At 44.7% G+C, this 18,809-nt stretch carries 18 protein-coding genes; 11 read left to right on the forward strand and 7 right to left on the reverse strand.

All coding sequences use genetic code 11. From position 1 onward, the window contains the following. The first annotated feature begins 377 nt into the window (after positions 1 to 377). Entirely contained in the window at positions 378 to 1,556 is a 1,179-nt protein-coding gene (locus B3N33_RS00440; protein ID WP_292588843.1) for a hypothetical protein, read from the forward strand. Here the strand turns inward: B3N33_RS00440 and B3N33_RS00445 are convergent. The 6 genes from B3N33_RS00445 to B3N33_RS00470 all read right to left on the reverse strand — a co-directional run bounded on the left by B3N33_RS00445 (position 1,553) and on the right by B3N33_RS00470 (position 7,691). After that, entirely contained in the window at positions 1,553 to 2,257 is a 705-nt protein-coding gene (locus B3N33_RS00445; RefSeq protein ID WP_292588841.1) for an IspD/TarI family cytidylyltransferase, read from the reverse strand. The genes B3N33_RS00440 and B3N33_RS00445 overlap by 4 nt on opposite strands. After that, on the reverse strand, positions 2,254 to 3,495 hold the full coding sequence (locus B3N33_RS00450) for a DUF1015 domain-containing protein (protein WP_214060430.1): 1,242 nt from the start codon (positions 3,493 to 3,495) through the stop codon (positions 2,254 to 2,256). Before B3N33_RS00450 ends, B3N33_RS00445 begins: the two co-directional genes overlap by 4 nt. A gap of 3 nt (positions 3,496 to 3,498) precedes the next feature. Then, a complete protein-coding gene (gene ybeY / locus B3N33_RS00455; protein ID WP_292588838.1) occupies positions 3,499 to 3,927 on the reverse strand; it encodes an rRNA maturation RNase YbeY in 429 nt (142 codons plus the stop codon). Continuing rightward, complete coding sequence (locus tag B3N33_RS00460) at positions 3,869 to 5,362, reverse strand: HDIG domain-containing metalloprotein (RefSeq protein ID WP_292591790.1); 1,494 nt, start codon at positions 5,360 to 5,362, stop codon at positions 3,869 to 3,871. Before B3N33_RS00460 ends, ybeY begins: the two co-directional genes overlap by 59 nt. Next, on the reverse strand, positions 5,328 to 6,305 hold the full coding sequence (locus tag B3N33_RS00465) for a PhoH family protein (RefSeq protein ID WP_099829146.1): 978 nt from the start codon (positions 6,303 to 6,305) through the stop codon (positions 5,328 to 5,330). The genes B3N33_RS00460 and B3N33_RS00465 overlap by 35 nt, the downstream gene beginning before the upstream one ends. Before the next feature lie 69 nt (positions 6,306 to 6,374). Continuing rightward, the gene (locus B3N33_RS00470) at positions 6,375 to 7,691 is read right to left on the reverse strand and encodes a sigma 54-interacting transcriptional regulator (RefSeq protein WP_292591792.1); all 1,317 of its coding nucleotides are present in this window, start codon (positions 7,689 to 7,691) and stop codon (positions 6,375 to 6,377) included. Between the two features lie 198 nt (positions 7,692 to 7,889). On the opposite strand from B3N33_RS00470, the gene B3N33_RS00475 reads away from it, so the two are divergent. Both B3N33_RS00475 and B3N33_RS00480 read left to right on the forward strand, forming a co-directional pair. After that, entirely contained in the window at positions 7,890 to 9,620 is a 1,731-nt protein-coding gene (locus B3N33_RS00475) for a phospho-sugar mutase (RefSeq protein WP_292591794.1), read from the forward strand. A 33-nt stretch (positions 9,621 to 9,653) separates the two neighbouring features. Continuing rightward, entirely contained in the window at positions 9,654 to 10,421 is a 768-nt protein-coding gene (locus B3N33_RS00480) for a hypothetical protein (protein WP_292588830.1), read from the forward strand. On the opposite strand, the gene B3N33_RS00485 is transcribed toward B3N33_RS00480, so the two are convergent. Continuing rightward, positions 10,408 to 11,208, reverse strand: coding sequence for a PhzF family phenazine biosynthesis protein (locus B3N33_RS00485; RefSeq protein ID WP_292591795.1), 801 nt, complete (start codon positions 11,206 to 11,208; stop codon positions 10,408 to 10,410). The genes B3N33_RS00480 and B3N33_RS00485 overlap by 14 nt on opposite strands. 168 nt (positions 11,209 to 11,376) lie before the next feature. Here B3N33_RS00485 and B3N33_RS00490 point away from each other — a divergent pair, with 168 nt between their 5' ends. The 8 genes from B3N33_RS00490 to hisS all read left to right on the forward strand — a co-directional run bounded on the left by B3N33_RS00490 (position 11,377) and on the right by hisS (position 18,720). After that, a complete protein-coding gene (locus tag B3N33_RS00490; RefSeq protein ID WP_214060059.1) occupies positions 11,377 to 11,823 on the forward strand; it encodes a FeoA family protein in 447 nt (148 codons plus the stop codon). Between the two features lie 8 nt (positions 11,824 to 11,831). Further along, positions 11,832 to 13,781, forward strand: coding sequence for a ferrous iron transport protein B (gene feoB, locus B3N33_RS00495; protein WP_214078604.1), 1,950 nt, complete (start codon positions 11,832 to 11,834; stop codon positions 13,779 to 13,781). After that, positions 13,778 to 14,173, forward strand: coding sequence for a hypothetical protein (locus B3N33_RS00500; protein WP_214078603.1), 396 nt, complete (start codon positions 13,778 to 13,780; stop codon positions 14,171 to 14,173). The genes feoB and B3N33_RS00500 overlap by 4 nt, the downstream gene beginning before the upstream one ends. A gap of 77 nt (positions 14,174 to 14,250) precedes the next feature. Beyond that, entirely contained in the window at positions 14,251 to 14,856 is a 606-nt protein-coding gene (locus B3N33_RS00505) for a response regulator (RefSeq protein ID WP_099829153.1), read from the forward strand. 3 nt (positions 14,857 to 14,859) lie between these two features. Continuing rightward, on the forward strand, positions 14,860 to 15,312 hold the full coding sequence (locus B3N33_RS00510) for a potassium channel family protein (protein WP_214078602.1): 453 nt from the start codon (positions 14,860 to 14,862) through the stop codon (positions 15,310 to 15,312). Then, positions 15,309 to 15,968 (forward strand): potassium channel family protein, encoded by a 660-nt coding sequence (locus tag B3N33_RS00515; protein ID WP_214061300.1) that lies wholly within the window; start codon positions 15,309 to 15,311, stop codon positions 15,966 to 15,968. Before B3N33_RS00510 ends, B3N33_RS00515 begins: the two co-directional genes overlap by 4 nt. Further along, positions 15,969 to 17,453 (forward strand): TrkH family potassium uptake protein, encoded by a 1,485-nt coding sequence (locus B3N33_RS00520; RefSeq protein ID WP_214061299.1) that lies wholly within the window; start codon positions 15,969 to 15,971, stop codon positions 17,451 to 17,453. Next, positions 17,446 to 18,720 carry a histidine--tRNA ligase gene (gene hisS / locus B3N33_RS00525; RefSeq protein ID WP_292591799.1) on the forward strand — a complete coding sequence of 425 codons (1,275 nt, stop codon included), beginning with the start codon at positions 17,446 to 17,448 and terminating at the stop codon, positions 18,718 to 18,720. Before B3N33_RS00520 ends, hisS begins: the two co-directional genes overlap by 8 nt. Positions 18,721 to 18,809: the final 89 nt, after the last annotated feature.

Below are 18,809 nucleotides of genomic sequence, written 5' to 3' on the forward strand. Positions count from 1 at the left end.
CGTCTAATTTCAGCAGTGACTGTCTCTCTCTCTGCTCTCGTGAGCGCAGCGAACCTCTCGACAACGCTCTTTCTCGATGGTCTTTGTTTTCCCGGCGCAAGCCGAACTGGCCTGCGCAGCAGACTGCCCTTTGCGAAGAAAAGAGTGGCCACCGAAGGTGACTGGCGTTTATTTCCCTCCTGCGCAGCAGCATCACTTCCCCGGATGTACTTCCCAGCCTCACTTCCCGACGAAGTCGGCCTCGCCTCCTTCCGAAGGCAGCCTTGTGTCTTCCAACTGCTGTTTCACATGGATTACGTCCATAAATCAATCTTGGTATAATCAAGAATCGCGATACTGTCTGGAATTCTTGCAGCTTCTGCAGGGGAGATGAGTCTTTGAGATCGAAAGTGGGTAACGCAACCGTCTATGCTATTCTTGGAATTCTTTTGGGAACTCTTGCTCTTCTAGACTATCTCTTCCCGTTGAATCACATGCCTGTACCTGACGGACCTCATAAGGTTGGATTTCGTTCTTTCGAAGTAAGAAATCCCGAACCGATTGGAGTTGCTGGTCTAAGCTACTCGGATTCTACGAAGATAGGTCTGGATATCTGGTATCCAGGAGATGAGGTTTCCGGTTATGAAAGAAAGGGTTGGATAAACAATGATCCGATTATCTTTGAGGGGTTCGAGATAATGACCGGTTACCCGAAGGGCCTGTTCGAGCATCTATACCGAGTACGAACTAATTCATTCATAGGCGCGCCGCCATCCATGAACTCGTCTGGCTGGCCCGTTATCATATTGCTTCTCGGTTGGTCATCAATAAGTGAATTACATACCTCCCTGGCCGAGTCCCTGGCTAGCAGCGGATATCTTGTCGCAGGAATAGAGCACCCGGGCGCCTGTGCAGTAGTGACATTTTCGGACAATAACGTCTACTATTTTTTGGGAAACGACCTTCTTGACGGCTTGCCTGAAGGCACAAGAGAGAATAAGCTCAGGTTTCTGTCAGAGTATCTTTCTCGTGATATAGACTATGTAATTGAGTTTCTAAAAGAGATGAATGAAGATCCTTATTCAGATTTCTATGAAAGATTGAATATGGAGGACATCGGTCTCTACGGCCATTCCGGAGGCGGGAGCGTTGCCTTACGGTATGCGCTTTCAAACGAAGAAGTTCCGATGGTCCTGGCCGATCCTACCCTTGAAGGTTTCACCATTCAGGAATTGGTTTCAGGGCTTTCAAATCCAGTATTATTGATGACTTCAAGTGAATGGGAATCCGGTGTCAATGGCGAGTTTCTTTCAGTGGTTTCGAAAGATTCTGCCAAATCGAACTACAACTTAAGCATAAGCGGCATGAGACATGTCGACTTTGCAATGGTCAGAAATCTCTCTCCACTAACTTACTTCTTCGGCGAGACAGGAAGGTTCATGAACAAGAGAGATGCGGTAAATTACCTGGACAGCGCGGTGAAGTTCTTCTTTGATAGTATCTTTTTCGGAAGAAGCATAGAGGAGCTTTTCAAGCTCTCGGATTCCGTGCCCGAATTCTCTTTGAGTGAGTATTAGTCTCTTCTATTGAAGTCATATTCACTATTTATCAGTAGCTCGGCCATCTTGAAGTCGAGAGGAGTAGTTATCTTTGGGTTTGGAGCGATCGAGTCGACAGTAACCACTCTGCCGCCAAATCCTAAGAAAAGTTGCGCATCATCAGTTGAGCAATGAATCCCTTCTGCGGCTGCTTTTCTGTGTGCCTGCAGGATTTCGCAGAACGGGAAGGTCTGTGGGGTCTCTGCCCGTCTGAGATTACTTCTATTAGGAACGTCAACCACCACTTCATCTTCCACCAGATAGACTGTATCTGTTGCTTTCTCAGTTACTACGACTCCCGTTCCAGGTGTAATAAGTCTAAGGATCTCCGGAATCTGCTCTTTCGAAAAGAAAGGTCTTGCTGCATCGTGGATCATGACTATCTCTGGTTTGATTCTTTCGCAGAACAAAAGCCCGTTGTGAACGGACTCTTGCCTTGTCTCTCCTCCAGATACCATACTTACCGAGTCGATTCCTCTTTTCTCGAGAATCTTCCTCGCCTGACCTATCCAGTCTTTGTGAACGACCAGCACAATGAAATCAACATAAGCAGATCCGTGAAATACTTCCACGGATCTGACGAATATCTCTTTTCCTGAAAGAGGCATAAACTGTTTTGGAAGAGAGGAATGCATTCTCAGTCCTAGACCGCCTGCTATTATTAGAGCCCCTGTTTTCATCTAAGTAAATGAACCACAAGTCCACTGCGCAGTTTTGGTTCGAACCAGGTTGATTTCGGAGGCATTATCCTTCCCTGATCGGCGACAGCCAAAAGCTCCTCCATCGAAGTGGGGAACATTGAGAACGCGACCGCCCAGCCATTGGCTATTCTGTTCTCAAGAGCCTTCAGTCCTCTTATTCCTCCTACGAAGTCGATTCTGGAATCCTTTCTTGGATTGTCAATTCCAAGAATGGGATGGAGAAGATTCTTCTGAAGAATGTCTACATCGAGGCTTGAAACAGGATCGCTTTCATCAAAAGTGCCCTCTCGGGCCGTCAATCTGTACCACTTGCCTGTCAGACACATTCCAAATTCGTGTCTCTTAAGAGGCCTGTATGGAATATTGGGAGCTTCTTCAACATCGAAAGCCTTGCTTACCTTTTCGATGAAATGCGATTCGGTCATGCCGTTCAAATCCTGAACGACTCTATTGTAGTCCATTATCTTTAGATGAGAATGCGGAAACGCAACGGCCATGAAGAAGTTGTATTCTTCGTTCCCTGTATGTGCTGGATTTTCCTTCTTGAAAAGCTCTCTTACCCTGGAAGACGAAGCTGCTCTGTGATGACCATCGGCAATATACATGCACTCGACACTTGAAAATGCAGCTCTCAGTTCATCGACCTTCTCTCTTTCCTTTACTGCATAAAGTCTATGTTCAACATCATTTTCATCGATAACACGCATTGATAATGGCAGTTCCTTGGAGTATCTCTGAAGAATCTTCTCAAGCCCTTCATTTGCTCGGAACGTCAGGAAAACCATGCCCGTATTTGCACCGGTGGTTCTTATGTGTTTAACTCTGTCCTCTTCCTTGTCCTGCCTCGTTAGCTCATGTTTCTTTATGAGGTCTTTCTGATATTCATTTACACTGGCTCCTCCAACCACTCCGATCTGAACGTGGTCTTTCATCTTCTGCCAATAGATGTAGTACATCGGCTCATCTTCCTGCACGAGAATTCCATCCCGGATCATTCTATCAAGGTTATCCCTTGCCTTCAAATAGATCGTGTCGGCGTAATGATCGGTTTCCATTGGAAGGTCGATTTCTGCCCTAATCACATGCATGAAACTCTCGGGACTCCTCCCGATCTCTCTCGCTTCTTCAAATGAAACAACATCGTATGGTGGGCAGTTCACCTTTTGCGCCATTCCTTCTGCAGGTCTTACTGCTCTAAATGGTCTAAAATCAGACAAAGCCTATCCCTCCTTAACAAAGCGCGTGAAATAATCTTTTTGGAGATCAAACATCTCTTCTCCTCCATTATCGTATCCTTCATGAGTGTACCCTAGAACATGTAGGACGCCGTGAATGAGAATGTAGTATAGTTCTTCCTCAAAAGAATTGTCGAACTCAGCAGCTTGCTCAGAGATTCTGTCAAGCGAGATTACTATATCACCAATAGTTTCCTCTTCCAAGCCGTACTGGAAAGAAAGAACATCGGTTGATTCATCTTTGTTTCTGAATTCCCTGTTTATGCTTTTGATTTCTGAATCGCCCGTGAGCAGAATGTTCAGTACCCCCGGATTTTTATCACCAAGCTCTGCTCTTATTACTTTCTCCGCGATGTCAACTACTATGTTCTCTTCTACCTTCCTCTGTGTCTTGTTTTGTATCAGAATCTCCATTGAAGGACACCACCTTTTCGGTAGCCTCTTTAGGGTATTCAATTCTTGGCTGATTCATACTCATTAGAACTCTAGTGAAAGCTTCAATGATCTTCTCAAGATCATCGAGATCTAATCCGCTTTGATCAAGCTGCCTTTCATTGTAGATACCGTTGACGACCTCTTCAACAAGCTCTTGAGTCTTTGCGGGAGTAGGTTTCTTTATACTCTTGAACGCTGCTTCAACGGAATCAGCCAGCATAATTATCCCAGACTCCTTGAACTGCGGCTTCGGACCAGGATATCTGAAGTCATCGCTTCTCTCCTCCTGACCCATAGTCTTGGCTTTGTGAAAGAAGAATTTCTTTATTCTTGTTCCATGATGTTCTTTTATTACGTCCTCTACAAGAAGCGGAAGCCTATACTTTCTAGCCTGTTCGATTCCTTGCTTCACGTGTTCATTTATAACGAGATTTGACATTGATGGCGTGATATTGTCGTGAGGATTTGCCCCCTCTTGCAGGTTCTCAGTGAAGTATTGCGGACGTTTAGACTTTCCGATGTCATGAAAATAGGCTGCTACTCTCGCCAGTATGGCGTTTGCTCCTATCCTCTCCGCGGCAGCTTCAGAGAGATTTGCAACGGAGATGCTGTGATAGTAGGTCCCTGGCGCGTATATCGACAGATTCTTCAGCAAAGGATGGGATAGATTTCCGAGTTCCAGCAAACCCGTATCCGAGTAAATCCTGCTTGCGTACTCGAGATAGGGTATTATTCCAATTACAATCACAGACGACAGTATGGGATTAGCAAAAGCTATTAACAGATCGACCGCACGAATTGCCTCTCCTTGAAGTGACATTCTGACCCCATTTACCACCGTAAATATCAAGCTAACTTCGAAACCGGCTCTAGCGATCTCAATTCTTCTCTCTATAGCTCTTGTGGTAAGAGCTGTTGCAAGAACCACCACCGACAACAGTATGAATGTTTCCAGAGAGTTGTCGAGATTCGCAGATGCAAGGAAGGACATGAACAGACCGCTGCCAATCCCCTCCTGGTAACCAATCAGAACTGTCACAATTGAAACACTCAGAAAAATCGGTGTCATTTCCGGTAGAAGTGCTTCGTCTGCAAGAGAGGGTACAAAAGAATTCACAAAAACACCAAAAGAAACAACAGAAAAGAAGGTTATTCGATAAGCTCTATGAAGGTTGAAATACCTGTTACTTTTGACGGATCTCTCCGCGAATATGTACCATAAGATCGCCGAACCCACGAAGTAGAGAAATGGTTTTGAAGGAAGCGAAAGGAACGGCAATCTATTGAGCAGTGCTAGGAATATGGGAAAGGCCACGAAATTTGTGAGATCTTTGACATTCAGAAGTCTCTCAAGAGGAAACTGAACCTTTGATATTTCACTATTCTTCGTCTTTTTCTTCTCGTTCATACTCATCGTATGCCTTTATAATGTCCTTAACAAGAGGGTTTCTCACAACATCCTGATCCGTCAAATATGAGAAGCCGATAGTTTGGATATCTCCAAGCACTTTCTGAATGACCACTAAACCCGACCCTGAATCTCTAGGAAGGTCAATCTGAGTAATATCCCCAGTCACAACTACTCTCGAACCAAATCCAATTCTAGTAAGGAACATCTTCATCTGCTGGTAGGTTGTGTTTTGAGCCTCGTCAAGGATGATGAATGAGTTGTTCAAAGTCCTTCCTCTCATATAAGCAAGAGGGACGACTTCGATTATCGAACTCTCTCTGTAGTAGGCGAGTTTCTCAGCGGGTATCATTTCCATGAGTGCGTCATAGAGAGGTCTCAGATAAGGATCTACCTTATCGAGAAGAGTGCCCGGAAGATATCCCAATTTCTCTCCAGCTTCTACGGCTGGTCGAGTGAGGATTATCCTTTGTACCTTACCTGACTTCAGAAAGTCTACTGCCATAGCTACAGCAAGATAGGTTTTCCCGGTCCCAGCAGGGCCAATGGAAAAGACGAGTTCTTTCTCCTTCATCGTCTCCATATAGTTCTTCTGCCCGATGGTTTTCGGTCTTATCCTGTTTGAAAGCAGCGTTGTTTCCTTTACTTCGTTGTAGACGCCCTTGAAGCTTCCACCATCCTCGTCATACTGCAGGTGTTGATCTACTATATATTCAAACTCCCTCCACTCAACAAGGTGGCCATCTCTGCTTATCTGAACAAGTTCATCCACTATCTTTCCTGCAATATCTATTCCTGTTCCATCTTCACCTTTTATCCAAATCTCATCACCGATGATCGAAATCCTTACATCCAGCTTCTTCTGAATATACTTAGCTTTTCGATCATACTCCCCGAAAAGCTCGGCGACTTCAACCCCTGTTGGTAGACTGAGCTTTCGTATCGCCAAAAAAACACCTCCTACTCCAGAGATTATACATTAATATTTTCGGATAAGGAGAGTCCGATGATCGTGGCTTCACTCTTCTCCATCACTTCGTGTCGGATTTTTGGCGGAGCTGTTGAGCTCAGCAAGGAGATCTCTGATCCTTCTTGTAGTCAAACCAAATTCCTTTGAGAGTTCGTTAATATCGTTTCCGAGGACTTCTGAACGTTGTTGGAGTAGTTCCTGAGAGGCGCTTTTATAGACTTCCTGGAGAAAGTCTTTGTAGGTTGTTCCGTTTACTATTCTAGCCACCATCGCCTCTTCGGCGAGAAGTTTGACATTTTTCGACATCGAAGAGTTTACGGAAGCTTGAACAACATCGTTGACCGCGAGATACTCTTCAACCATGTTGATCAACTCCCTGACGTTGCCTGGGTAGCCGTAGGTAAGAAACCTCTCCTTAAGCTCTTTAGGGATATTATCGAATTTTACAAGGTATCCCTTCTTCTCTAGAACGTCGTCAAAAATCAGCGGGATGTCCGTCTTTCTCTCTCTTAGCGGTGGGAGATCTATCTTCACTGCGGACAGTCTGTATCTTAGGTCATTTCTTAATGCAGAATCATCATATCTGTTCGTTGCCGTTATGAACCTAACATCTACCTTCATCGGTTTTGTCGCACCAATCTTAAAGAACTCCCTGTTTTCGGTTATCGCCAAGATCTTTGCCTGCAGATTCAGTGGCATATCTCCGATCTCATCTAGAAATAACGTCCCGTAGTTCGCCTGTTCGATAAGACCAACTTTTTCGGAAGTTGCTCCGGTGAAGGCCCCCTTCTTGTACCCAAAGAGCTCGCTTTCCAGTAAGTTCTCCGGTATCGCCGCGCAGTTTATCGAATAGAAGGGCCTGGAACCTCTTGGAGAGAGCTTGGCTATTACTTCTGCAAGTAGATTCTTGCCAGATCCCGTCTCTCCGAGAATCATTATTGAGCCGTCATAAAACATAGTGAGGACCATCATCTTCTTCATCTGAAGAACTCTATTGCTTTTTCCGATTATCTTATCCAGGCTGCCGTCGATACTGGATACTATCTCCTGAACTATCTGCCTCGCACTCTTGTAGCTGCTGACAACGCGGTAGTAACCTTTGAACTCCTGCAGCTCTTCAGAATAACCCCTAATGATGAATGCCCTGATTGGATTGTTATTAATAAGGATAATATTCGTGAAAGCGAAGATCCAGTCGTTGAGAACATCTTTGCTGTATTTGCTCGCGTCTATGAAAAGAATCGTCGGCATATCCTTTCCAAGACCGACCAGATAGTCGAAGTCGACATCAAACAGGCTTTCGAAATACATCTCGCACTGCATGGATTCAAGATTCTCTCCAACCATGATCTTTCTGTAGAGCAAAATCACACCCCCAAATTGTTAAGTGCCGCCTTAGTGATTATACAACGCATGCTTTTCCATGATGGCATCAAAACACTCTTACTAATCGACTCATAGAGGGAGATTTCTTTCAGCTGTTGAACTTGTATGCCGAAGATGAGCTTTGCCAACCCTTTAGTTGTACTATATAATTGGTTAGAAGAGAAAAGGAGGCTTGATATGGATTACAAGAGCCGCTATCAGAGGTGGCTTAATAGCCCCGAAATCGATGGACCTACCCGAAATGAATTGCTCTCTATATCGAACAGTGACGACGAGATAAAGGACCGCTTCTATAAAGAACTCGAGTTTGGTACAGCAGGTTTAAGGGGCAAGTTGGGCGCTGGCGACAACAGGATGAACAAGTACAACGTTGCCAGAGCAACGCAGGGATTGGCGAATCTGATTCTGACCGGAAGTCTTGAGCAAAGGGATAGAGGTGTTGTAATCGCCTACGATTCCAGACATATGTCAAGAGATTTCGCCGAAATTGCAGCGTCGGTACTCACAGCAAATGGAATAAAAGTCTACCTCTTCAATGATATAAGGCCAACACCGCTGCTTTCCTTCTCCGTTCTTACACTCTCAACAGTAGCGGGAATAATGATTACCGCCAGCCACAATCCAAAAGAGTACAATGGGTACAAGCTATACTGGGAAGATGGGGCTCAAGTACTGCCCGAAGTGGCCGACAAAGTCTACACCCAGATGCGAAAAACAGAGCTGTTTGTTGGCCCGAAGACGATCCCTCTTGAAGAAGCAAGAAGGAATGGACTGCTGGTTGATGTGGGTAAGGAGCTCGATGATCTCTACATCTCTAAGGTCTTGTCACTTACCCTTCGAGATTCAGAGGAGGAGCTGGACAAATCAATAAGAATCGTCTTCACTCCTTTGAATGGTACCGGCAACGTCATGATACGTCGTGTATTGAGAGAACGGGGCTTCAAGAATGTTTTTGTGGTTCCTGAACAGGAGAATCCAGATCCAGACTTCTCTACAGTTGGTTATCCAAATCCTGAAGATGTTAGGGCCTTTGCACTTGCTAGAAAGCTCGGGCTTGAAAAGAAGGCCGATTTGCTTCTTGCAACTGATCCAGATGCTGATCGTCTCGCAGTAATGATCAAAAAGAATGAGGACTATGAACCACTTAACGGGAATCAGACGGGGGCACTCCTCGTTTCCTATCTTCTTCTATCTATGAAAGAGAAGGGAGTTCTACCTGAAGATGGCTTCATCGTTAAGTCTATAGTAACGGGAGACATGGCGAAAACGATTGCGGAAGAGTACGGGGTAAGAACTTTCGAAGCGTTAACTGGATTCAAGAATATCTGCGGAAAAGCCATTGAAATTGAAGAAGGTGGAAAGGGGAGATTCATATTCGGATACGAAGAAAGCATAGGTTATGTCACGGGAAACTTTGTAAGAGATAAGGATGCCGTTTCTTCATCCATGCTTCTTTGTGAGATGGCAGCTTATTTCCTAAAGAGAGGAAAGTCATTGTTGAACGTACTCGATGAGCTATATGTCAAATACGGTGTCTTCTCGGAGAAGCAGATATCAATAATTCTTGAAGGCGTATCGGGACAAAAGAGGGTCGACAGAATTATGAAGGAGTATAGGATGGAGTACCCCGTTGAGATAGGCACTTCGAGAGTGGTGAATTACATAGACTTTCTGAGCGGCGTTAATACTGATCTTCATACCGGAAAAGCGAGCGCAACGAAGATTCCAATCTCCGATGTCATTAAGTTCATCTTCGATGATGGTTCATGGTACGCGATAAGACCGTCGGGAACAGAGCCCAAACTGAAGGTTTACATCTATGCTAGAGCGAAAGATAAAGACTCGGCGTTAACTAAACTAGTGAGAATAGAGCAATTGGTACTTGAGAAGATAGAGTCCATACATTGATCTGATTCTTCTATCTGGACTGGAGGTAGTGGCTTGAAAGCATCTAGAAGCACAATAATGATCTTCCTCTCGATATGGGTCTTCTCATACATCCTTGCGGTTATCCTGACGGAAATCATTTCCTCGAACAGCAATGGATATCTGCTCCCTGCGATTTCGAGGAGCCTTCTGTGGCCAATTCTAATCATTGCACACTTTCTTTTCGTAAGAAAGTTCGAAGAAACTGCTTTTGACGGCTTCTGGCTTGTCTCTCTCTATGCCATGCTTGCCGGTTGGATTCTCTTCGCTGCAGTAAATGTGGGTAGCGCATTGCTGATTCTATCAATTCCGATCGTCTTCCTGTCCTTACAGCTCTTCAGGCTGAGCAAGATGAACTACGGCAACTTGTTGAAGCATATCAGATCAAGCTTTCTTGGAAGTCTCACTTTCTCATTAAGTCTTGTAATTCTTGTCTGTAGCCTTTCTTTCTTCTTTTCTTCAGAAGCTGCCTCTGTCTTACTTTTGTTCGCTCTGCTTATCCCATCGGTACTCCTCACCCATTTCAAGGCAGACGTCTTGTCGGGAACCGTCTTCGCATGGTTCTCTTTTGCAGTTGGAATGGCGAACAGCGGAGCCTCTGGTCACATAGCGGTTGCCGGCTTCTCTCTTGGACCAATGTTCATGCTTTTATCTATCTTCTCTTCTTTACTGGCAAGTGAAGATCCATCTAAAAAGGTTTTTGCAACGGTGAATCCAAGTAAGCCAGTAGATGAAGATGATCTCAGAATTCGGCTGGACGCTGACAGGACTAGATCGAAATAGTACCCCTTATTAACGTGACTGCTTCTCCCAGGATTAAAATTCTGTTTTCCTCCAATAATCTGAGCTCGATTTCTCCCATTCTAGAAGAGAGTTGACGGGCCTTGAGAACTCTCTTTCCAAGTTGATTGGACCAGAAAGGACCTAGAACTGTGTGAGCAGATCCGGTTACCGGATCTTCGTTTATGCCTACCCATGGAGCGAAATATCTAGAGTAGAAATCATATCTTTGGTCGCCGGGAGATGTAACGATCAAACCCTTGACTTCAATACCAAAGTCCATCTTCTCAAGAAGATTGAAGTCCGGCAAAATCGCTTCGAGCTCAGAGATTGATGGTATGAAGTAGAGAAGTTTTTCCGTTGCGGGTGAATAGTAGCCTTTCCCTTTCACTCCGATGATACTCTCCAAAGCATCATCGATTGGTACCCTAACTGGATTATCTGAAGGGAAATTCATCTCTATCTTTCCATCGACATACCGAACCTTCAGTCTGCCGCTTAGAGTCTCATAGAAGATTTCTCCTTCTATTCCCAGCTCGGTGAATTGTACCCAGGCAGTAGCAAGAGTGGCGTGCCCGCACATCTTCACTTCAGTCTTAGGAGTGAACCACCTCAACCCAAAAGTATTACTCTTCGTCAAAGGATTCACAAAAGCAGTCTCGGAAAGATTCATCTCAGCCGCAATGTTAAGATACTGCCTCTCTTCAATTTCCTTTTCAAGTATACAGACCCCTGCAGGATTTCCGCCAAAAGGCACTCCCGTAAATGAATCTACCTGAAAGATCTTCAACAATCTCCCTCCTTCTGCCACAATTATACGTAGTTGATTCACTCCTGTAAAATCCACTTAGGTCATTGGAAACGATCCACCTAGATTCTTTTCAGATCGTTCACATGCAGCGGCAGCCGTTTAATGATACAATCTTATTGAGACAAATTCTCAATAATGGTGATGTCAATGGTTGTTCCACTGTCAAGAATGTGCGAAGGTGAAAAGGGCAAAATCAGAAAATTAGAGCTTCCCCCGATAACGAGGGAGCGGTTATGTGGTCTCGGTTTTGTTAGCGGCGAGGAGATACAGCTGATCAAAGTCGCTCCTTTTGGTGATCCAAAAGTCTACAGAATAAAGGGCACAGATATTACTCTTAGAGATGAAATATCTATGTGGATACTTGTAGAGACATCTTCAATTTCTCTTTCATACGCTTCCAAAGGAGATTACTTGGTTAGTCTCATAAACGGTGGGATGGGATTTAGAGAAAGGCTGCGATTGCTGGGGATCGAAGAAGGCAAAGGACTTACAGTAATCGGTAATCTTGGAAGGCGGATTGAAATCAGCGTTAAAGGCAATTATTCAACGCTTTCGAGAGGTCAGGCGATGCGAATCATAGTCAGGGAGAGATAAACTTATCCGTGAAAAATCAGCCAGATAGAATCGATTCAAAGGAAATTACCGTAGCGCTTCTAGGAAACCCAAACGTTGGAAAGACAAGCATATTTAACAGTCTAACCGGCTCGAGACAGGTTGTTGCGAACTGGCCCGGTGTTACTGTTGAAAAGAGAGCCGGAGTGATGAGGCATCACAATCACACCATAGATGTTGTTGATCTGCCAGGCACTTACACTCTGGGTGCCACCAGTCTTGATGAAAAAATAGCTAGGGATTTCCTTGTGAATGAGAAGCCTGGTGTCGCAATAGTCATAGGTGATGCCGTCAACCTGGAAAGAAGTCTCTATCTTCTTCTTCAAGTTCTTGAGCTTCGCGGAGATGTAGTTCTTGTAGTAAACGCAGTCGACGAAGCGAGGAAAGCAGGCTTTGAGATCGACAAGAACGAGCTTTCGAAGCAGCTTGGCATTCCGGTTGTCGTTACCTCGGCGGTCACAGGCGAAGGTATCGAAGAGCTGAAGAATACTCTTGTGAAGAGCACCAAGAGCAGCAGCCATGTCCACTATCTTTTCTCCGATGAAGTGGAAGCTCACCTTAGGGATCTATCAGAGAGAATAAGGGGAAACCCTTCTCTGGCCGGGTTTGACGAACGTTGGCTTTCGATAAAGCTTCTGGAAAAGGACTATGAAGTTCAAAAAATAACGGGAATAACTCTGGACTACGACTTCTCTGTGGAAATCGCTGAAACTCGCTATAAATATATAAAAAGGATCCTTTCCACATCAGTTAAGGGTAAAGAAAAGATAGGGTGGAATTTTTCCGAAGCAATAGATCACGTTATGACCCATAGATTTCTTGGGATTTTGATATTCCTTGCGGTTATGTACATCGTCTTCCAGCTGACCTTCACTATCTCAGGACCCTTATCTATCATGATTGAAGAACTGCTCGGAGGCCTTGGCCGCGCATTTGGCGGCTTCATCGGCGTAGATTGGCTTCGTTCTCTCGTTGTTGAGGGAATAATAGGAGGCGTTGGAGCCGTTTTGGTTTTCGTGCCTAACATTTTCATACTTTTCCTAGCGCTTGGAATTCTTGAAGAAACCGGCTACTTGCCTAGAGCTGCCTTTGTCATTGATAGACTAATGTATTCAATGAAACTCAGCGGGCGCTCCTTCATGTCTATGCTCCTTGGATTTGGATGCAATGTTTCATCTATTATGTCGACAAGATCGATCTCTGAACCAAAAGAGCGAATAGTAACCATTCTTGTCTCACCTTTTATCTCTTGTAGCGCGAAGCTTCCAGTCTATGTTTTGATTGCAGGCACCTTCTTCGGCGCAAGAGCCGGTGTAGTGATTTTCTTTTTGTACGTTTTAAGTATTGTTATAACGGTCCTTTCCGCGCTGCTGATCAACAAGCTCTTCTTCAAGGGCGAGCCCTCCACGTTGATAATGGAGCTTCCACGTTATAGAAAACCGAGGCTAAGTTCATTAATTCTCTATACCTGGAACAAGGGGCGTCACTTTCTCGAAAAGGCTGGTACGATAATACTTGGCGCCTCTGTTGTAATATGGTTTCTCAGTTACTTTCCCACAGAAGGGACAGGGAGTTTCGCAGCCATGATTGGGAAATCACTTGAACCGCTCTTCATACCCCTGGGTTACACGTGGGAAATGATAACCAGTTTGGTTTTCGGAATAGCCGCGAAAGAAGTCATCGTTTCATCGCTCACAACGTTCTTTGGAAATCTTAGCGTCTCAGGAAGCTCTCTTGGTGCTATAAGAACGTTGATTACCCCTGAAATAGCTTTGAGTTTTCTAGTTTTTGTACTTCTGTATGTTCCGTGCATGCCAACACTTGCTGTGATAAAGAATGAAACCGGAAGCTACAAGTATGTATTCTTCTCCGTCTTCTACAGTCTTACAGTTGCCTATACTGTTGCACTAATCGTAAGAGTAGTTGGGGGATTCCTATGAGAGGCAGGTCGATAACATTCTGGCTTATGTTCGGTGGAGTACTCTTTGCAGCTCTCGCGATAAACTCATTTTTCGGATTGCTTCTGACTGATCGCGATCGGTTTCTTGCCATCATCATTGGAATAAACTCCGCTATCTACTTTTTCGGAATCGCTGAGAAGAAAAGCAATGTAAGAAAACGGTATTCGCATCTGTTGGTTGGAAGCTTCTTCTCCTATGTGCTCTCAATATACCAGGTTCTTGTGGTGTTTAGTGTCTGGCTCGAGGGATTACTGATCTCAAGTTGCCTATTGACTATTGAGGTATTGAACCTCCCTCTCATTGTATCCGGCTTTGCCATATCCTTTCTTTTTGACTTCGCAAAGAAACAAATCGAGACAAACAGTTTCTAAGAATTCCATTTGTGGAAACTCTCAAACACTATTTGAGCTTAATGTGGTAATATGATTTGTGTTGTGGAGGTGATTGCATGGCACTCGTTTACGTGGTCGATGACGAGCTGAATGTCAGGCGAATTGTCAAGAAGACCATGGAGAACGAAGACAATGAAGTCCATACTTTCGTGACTGCCGAGGAAGCCCTGGAAGAGATTGAGAAACGAAAGCCAGACCTCCTATTCACAGATCTTAGCTTGCCTTCTATGGATGGAATTCAATTCCTCCAGGAACTTAAGAATAGAGCATATTCAATTCCCGTAATAGTAGTCTCGTCAGACATATCTCCCGAATCAATGAGAAAAGCATTTAAAGCGGGAATAGTGGATTTTCTTACCAAACCGTTCACACCTCAGGAAATCAGAGATGCCTTTGAACTTGCCTTGAGAGAAGAAGACAGTATCTATAAGCGCGCGAGGGAAATCAGAAGATTGATCGAAGATGGCCAAACCGCCAAGGCCGAATCACTGATGAGTGCCCTATTCTCCGACTTCCCTGGGTCACCATTCCCTCACTTTCTTTATGCACTGCTGGTGGCCAAAGATAATCCAAAACTTGCTGCAAAACATCTTAAAGCCTCACTTTCTCTTGATGAGGCTTTCAAAGAAGCTTCTGAAGAACTGAAGAAGCTGGAGGAGTAAGAGATGCCTTTCATGAAGGGTGCAATCAAGAAGGATGAGTATTACATCGTTATCTTCGGTTGCGGGAGACTTGGATCGAGAATGGCTAACTGGCTCTCTTCAATGGGTTGCAGTGTGGTTGTCGTCGATAGAAACGAATCTTCTTTCAATGCGCTCTCGTACGAATTCACAGGTTTCAACATAATGGGCGACGCAACAGAACTCGATGTATTGAAGGAAGCCAAACTTGACAAGGCCGACGTTGCCCTCGTTCTCACTACGGATGATAATACTAACTTGATGATCTCAATGTCTGCCAAAGAGTACTTCGAAGTTCCAAGAGTCGTGGCAAGAGCTTATGATCCGAATAACATCCAGATGTTCTCCGATTTTGGGATAGAAGTTATTTGTCCAACACTGTCAGCGGTTGAAAGCATCAAGAACGCGTTGTACTTCATCGGCGGTGACGACAAATGAAGATCGTGCTTATCGGGGGCGAGAAGATCGCTTATCACCTGGCAAGGAGATTTCTGAGTAAGGGTCATAACGTGATGATGGTTAATAAGAACGATCGGTTTTGTGACGAAATGGCCAAGAAACTTCGTGCGGTGGTCGTAAGAGGCGATGGCAGCAAAAGATACATTCTTGAGGAACTAGAGCTTGATCGATCGGACCTCTTTGTTGCTTTGACTCCTAATGATCAGGACAATCTCGTTGCGTGCCTAACGGCCTCCAGAGTCTATGGTATCGAGCGCCCGGTAGCTATGGTGAATGATCCAGACAACAAAGCAGTCTTCGAAAAGATGGGAATTAAAAGTGTTGTAAGCCCAACGGAAATACTGGGCGTTGCTCTTGAAGATAGCCTCTTCAGAGAGAATATTACGAACCTCCTTCCTTCTTCGGAGAAAGTCTCGATTCTAAGGATAGAGATGACGGACAAGTCCCCAATAATCGGAGAAGCTATCAAGGATATCCCTCTTCCGGACGAAAGCGTCATAGGTGCGATTGTCAGGGATGACGAAGTGGTCATTCCAAGAGGTAGTACAATCATTGAAAGGGGCGATGTTCTTCTAGTTCTGAGCAGTCCAACCGTTCAATCTTCAGTCTTTGAAACCCTCCTGGGAGAGGTGTAGATGTTTCAAAACATTCTGAAGCAAAGATATAGGCTTGTTTTTGGATACTTGGGGAATCTCTTCATCTTCTTCCCGATACTATTGCTGATTCCCTTGTCATATTGCATTTGGAATCCCTCCACATTTGCCGAGAGTCTTTCGTTCATCGTAACTGCGTTTCTGAGTTTTGTCATGGGACTTGTTCTAAAAATGACAATGCGAGTTAAACCTGGCTCCGCAATCACAGTTCAAGAGGGCGCGATAGTAGTCCTCTTCTCCTGGATAATCGCAATTCTACTGTCTGCCCTTCCTTTTGTTATCGGGGGCTATCTAGACTTCACACAGGCAGTTTTTGAGTCGACAAGTGGTTGGACAACGACTGGTCTAACCCTTGTGGACGTTGAAAAAATCCCCGGAACGTTTCTGCTTTGGAGAAGCTTGATGCAGTACTTCGGTGGAGCTGGCATTGCAATCATAATGATGTCCGCGATTCTCGGACCTTCGGGGCTCGGTCTTTATAAGGCCGAAGGACGAATGGATAATCTCGTTCCGAATATAAAGAGCTCCACGCGAACTATAGCAGTGATTTACGGTTCATATGCACTGGCAGGAATCGCGATGTACGTGCTAGCTGGAATGAATGTCTTCGATGCTGTAAATCATTCTTTGACGGCTCTGGCAACTGGCGGATTTTCGACTAGAACCGGATCAATAGGGGAATTCAACAGCATCTTCATAGAAATAGTCACTATTGTGTTGATGATACTGGGTGCCACCGGATTCGGAATACATTACGCATTGTGGAAGAAGAATTTCAGAGCCTTCTGGAAAAACGGTGAACCGAAACTGATGTTCGTAATTCTTGCTGTTTTCACACCTCTTCTTATGACCGGTACTCTTACGGTGGTTTACTCATCGGGCGCAGAAAGATTTCGGCACGGCCTGTTTCAAACTGTTTCGGCTCTAACAGGTACCGGTTTCTCTACCGTGGACTTTGTCCCATGGAATCAGTTCGGTATCTATTTGATAGTTTTGTTGATGATTTTCGGTGGAGACCTTGATTCAACCTCGGGAGGCCTCAAGCAATACCGTTTGTTTGCTCTGATCATGATTCTCTGGCTCGAAATCAGACGCTATTTCCTTCCAAAGGATGCGCTTCTCAAACAGGAGATATGGAAAGGTGAAACGAAAAGGTATATCGACGATTCACTGGTCAAAGAGATTCTGTTGGTCTTTTCATTGTACTTCTTCACTTATGCAGTCGGAACAGGAATATTGATGTCATATGGAAACTCGATGGCTCTTTCTGCCTTTGAGTTTGCTTCGGCATTGAGCACTGTTGGCCTTTCGGTAGGTATAACGTCCCCCGGAGCACCGGCCGGACTCCTATGGACCGAGACAATAGGAATGTTTCTCGGAAGGCTTGAATTCGTTGTCGTAATATATGCTATAACTAAACTACTTAGAGATGGAAAGATCATATTCAGAAGACGGAGGAATGCTTAAAGTCATGATTACAAGAATAAAGGGAACTCAGGACATATCTTATGAAGACATTGGATACTGGCATTATGTTGAAGAGGCCATAAGGAATATATCTCATAAGTACGCCTTCACTGAAATCAGAACGCCAATCTTTGAAGCGACTGAACTCTTTCAGAGGGGCGTGGGTGAATCTACCGACGTTGTCCAGAAGGAGATGTACACATTTGAAGACAAAGGCGGCAGGTCGATCACTTTGAGACCCGAAGGAACGGCAAGCGTGGCCAGAGCATTCATCGAAAACTCTTTTGTGAATCTCGGGTCGCCTATTAAGCTCTTCTACAACGGGCCGATGTTTCGCTACGAAAAGCCACAAGCCGGTAGACTAAGGCAGTTTCATCAGTTCGGCGCGGAAATACTTGGCTCAGAAAGTCCCTTGGCAGACTTCGAGATAATTGAGATGGCTTACAGCTTCCTCAAAGAATTGAGATTGAACAAAGCGAAGTTATTCATAAACTCTATCGGCTGTCCTAAGTGCAGAGAGGATTATAAGACGGCTCTCAAAAAATACTACAGTGACAAGCTTCCCGAAATGTGTTCTGACTGTCAGCGTAGGTACGAAACGAATGTCCTAAGACTTCTTGACTGTAAGGTTGATAGAGAACGGGTTGCAGGAGCCCCCAGTATTCTAGATTACCTCGACGTTGACTGTAGAAGTCACTTTGAAGAGCTTCAGTGGTACCTCGATAAAGCAGGTATTCAGTATGAGGTTGATCAATTCATGGTCCGCGGACTAGATTATTACAGTAGAACTGCCTTCGAAGTAAGGTCCTCTTCTTTAGGTAGCCAGGATCAGTTAGTCGGTGGGGGTAGATACGACGGTCTTATTGAGTACATTGGAGGAAAGAGCTGCCCCGCAGTTGGTTTTGCGATAGGTCTTGAGAGAATTATAATGCTTCTCAAATCGGAAAACTCGAAAGCCGGTATCCCAAGAGGCTCAGAAGTTGCAGTTCTTACCTTTGGAAGAGAAGAGAGTGTTAAAGGATTCGATTATGCCAGAAGGCTCCGGAAAGCTGGGGTCTCAACTTACGTTGACGTGATGGAAAGAAACATGCGAAACAAAATGAAACATGCTGCAAGAATCGGAGCGAAGATCTCTCTGATTATCGGAAAGGAAGAAATCGAAAGAGATATAGTGACCGTCAGGGTAATGAGTGACGGGTCGCAGTTTCAGGTAGATAGCGACTATATGGTTGACTACGTAGTCGATAAGCTAAGAGATATTACGTAAAACTGCCAATTTAAGTTGTCTGCGAAAGAAAATTGATAATAATCACCTTTAGTCAACTGTAATCACTTGAATTATCTTCCTGGAGTATG

The sequence above is a fragment of the Mesotoga sp. UBA5825 genome, assembly GCF_002432955.1.
Lineage (GTDB): Bacteria > Thermotogota > Thermotogae > Petrotogales > Kosmotogaceae > Mesotoga.

Excerpts from the sequence above, each read along its gene's own strand:
- B3N33_RS00520 (WP_214061299.1), top strand. The coding sequence starts at position 15,969 with ATGTTTCAAAACATTCTGAAGCAAAGATATAGGCTTGTTTTTGGATAC.
- B3N33_RS00475 (WP_292591794.1), top strand. The coding sequence starts at position 7,890 with ATGGATTACAAGAGCCGCTATCAGAGGTGGCTTAATAGCCCCGAAATC.
- B3N33_RS00500 (WP_214078603.1), top strand. The coding sequence starts at position 13,778 with ATGAGAGGCAGGTCGATAACATTCTGGCTTATGTTCGGTGGAGTACTC.
- B3N33_RS00505 (WP_099829153.1), top strand. The coding sequence starts at position 14,251 with ATGGCACTCGTTTACGTGGTCGATGACGAGCTGAATGTCAGGCGAATT.
- B3N33_RS00490 (WP_214060059.1), top strand. The coding sequence starts at position 11,377 with ATGGTTGTTCCACTGTCAAGAATGTGCGAAGGTGAAAAGGGCAAAATC.
- ybeY (WP_292588838.1), bottom strand. The coding sequence starts at position 3,927 with ATGGAGATTCTGATACAAAACAAGACACAGAGGAAGGTAGAAGAGAAC.
- hisS (WP_292591799.1), top strand. The coding sequence starts at position 17,446 with ATGCTTAAAGTCATGATTACAAGAATAAAGGGAACTCAGGACATATCT.
- B3N33_RS00460 (WP_292591790.1), bottom strand. The coding sequence starts at position 5,362 with ATGAGTATGAACGAGAAGAAAAAGACGAAGAATAGTGAAATATCAAAG.
- B3N33_RS00515 (WP_214061300.1), top strand. The coding sequence starts at position 15,309 with ATGAAGATCGTGCTTATCGGGGGCGAGAAGATCGCTTATCACCTGGCA.
- B3N33_RS00510 (WP_214078602.1), top strand. The coding sequence starts at position 14,860 with ATGCCTTTCATGAAGGGTGCAATCAAGAAGGATGAGTATTACATCGTT.
- B3N33_RS00445 (WP_292588841.1), bottom strand. The coding sequence starts at position 2,257 with ATGAAAACAGGGGCTCTAATAATAGCAGGCGGTCTAGGACTGAGAATG.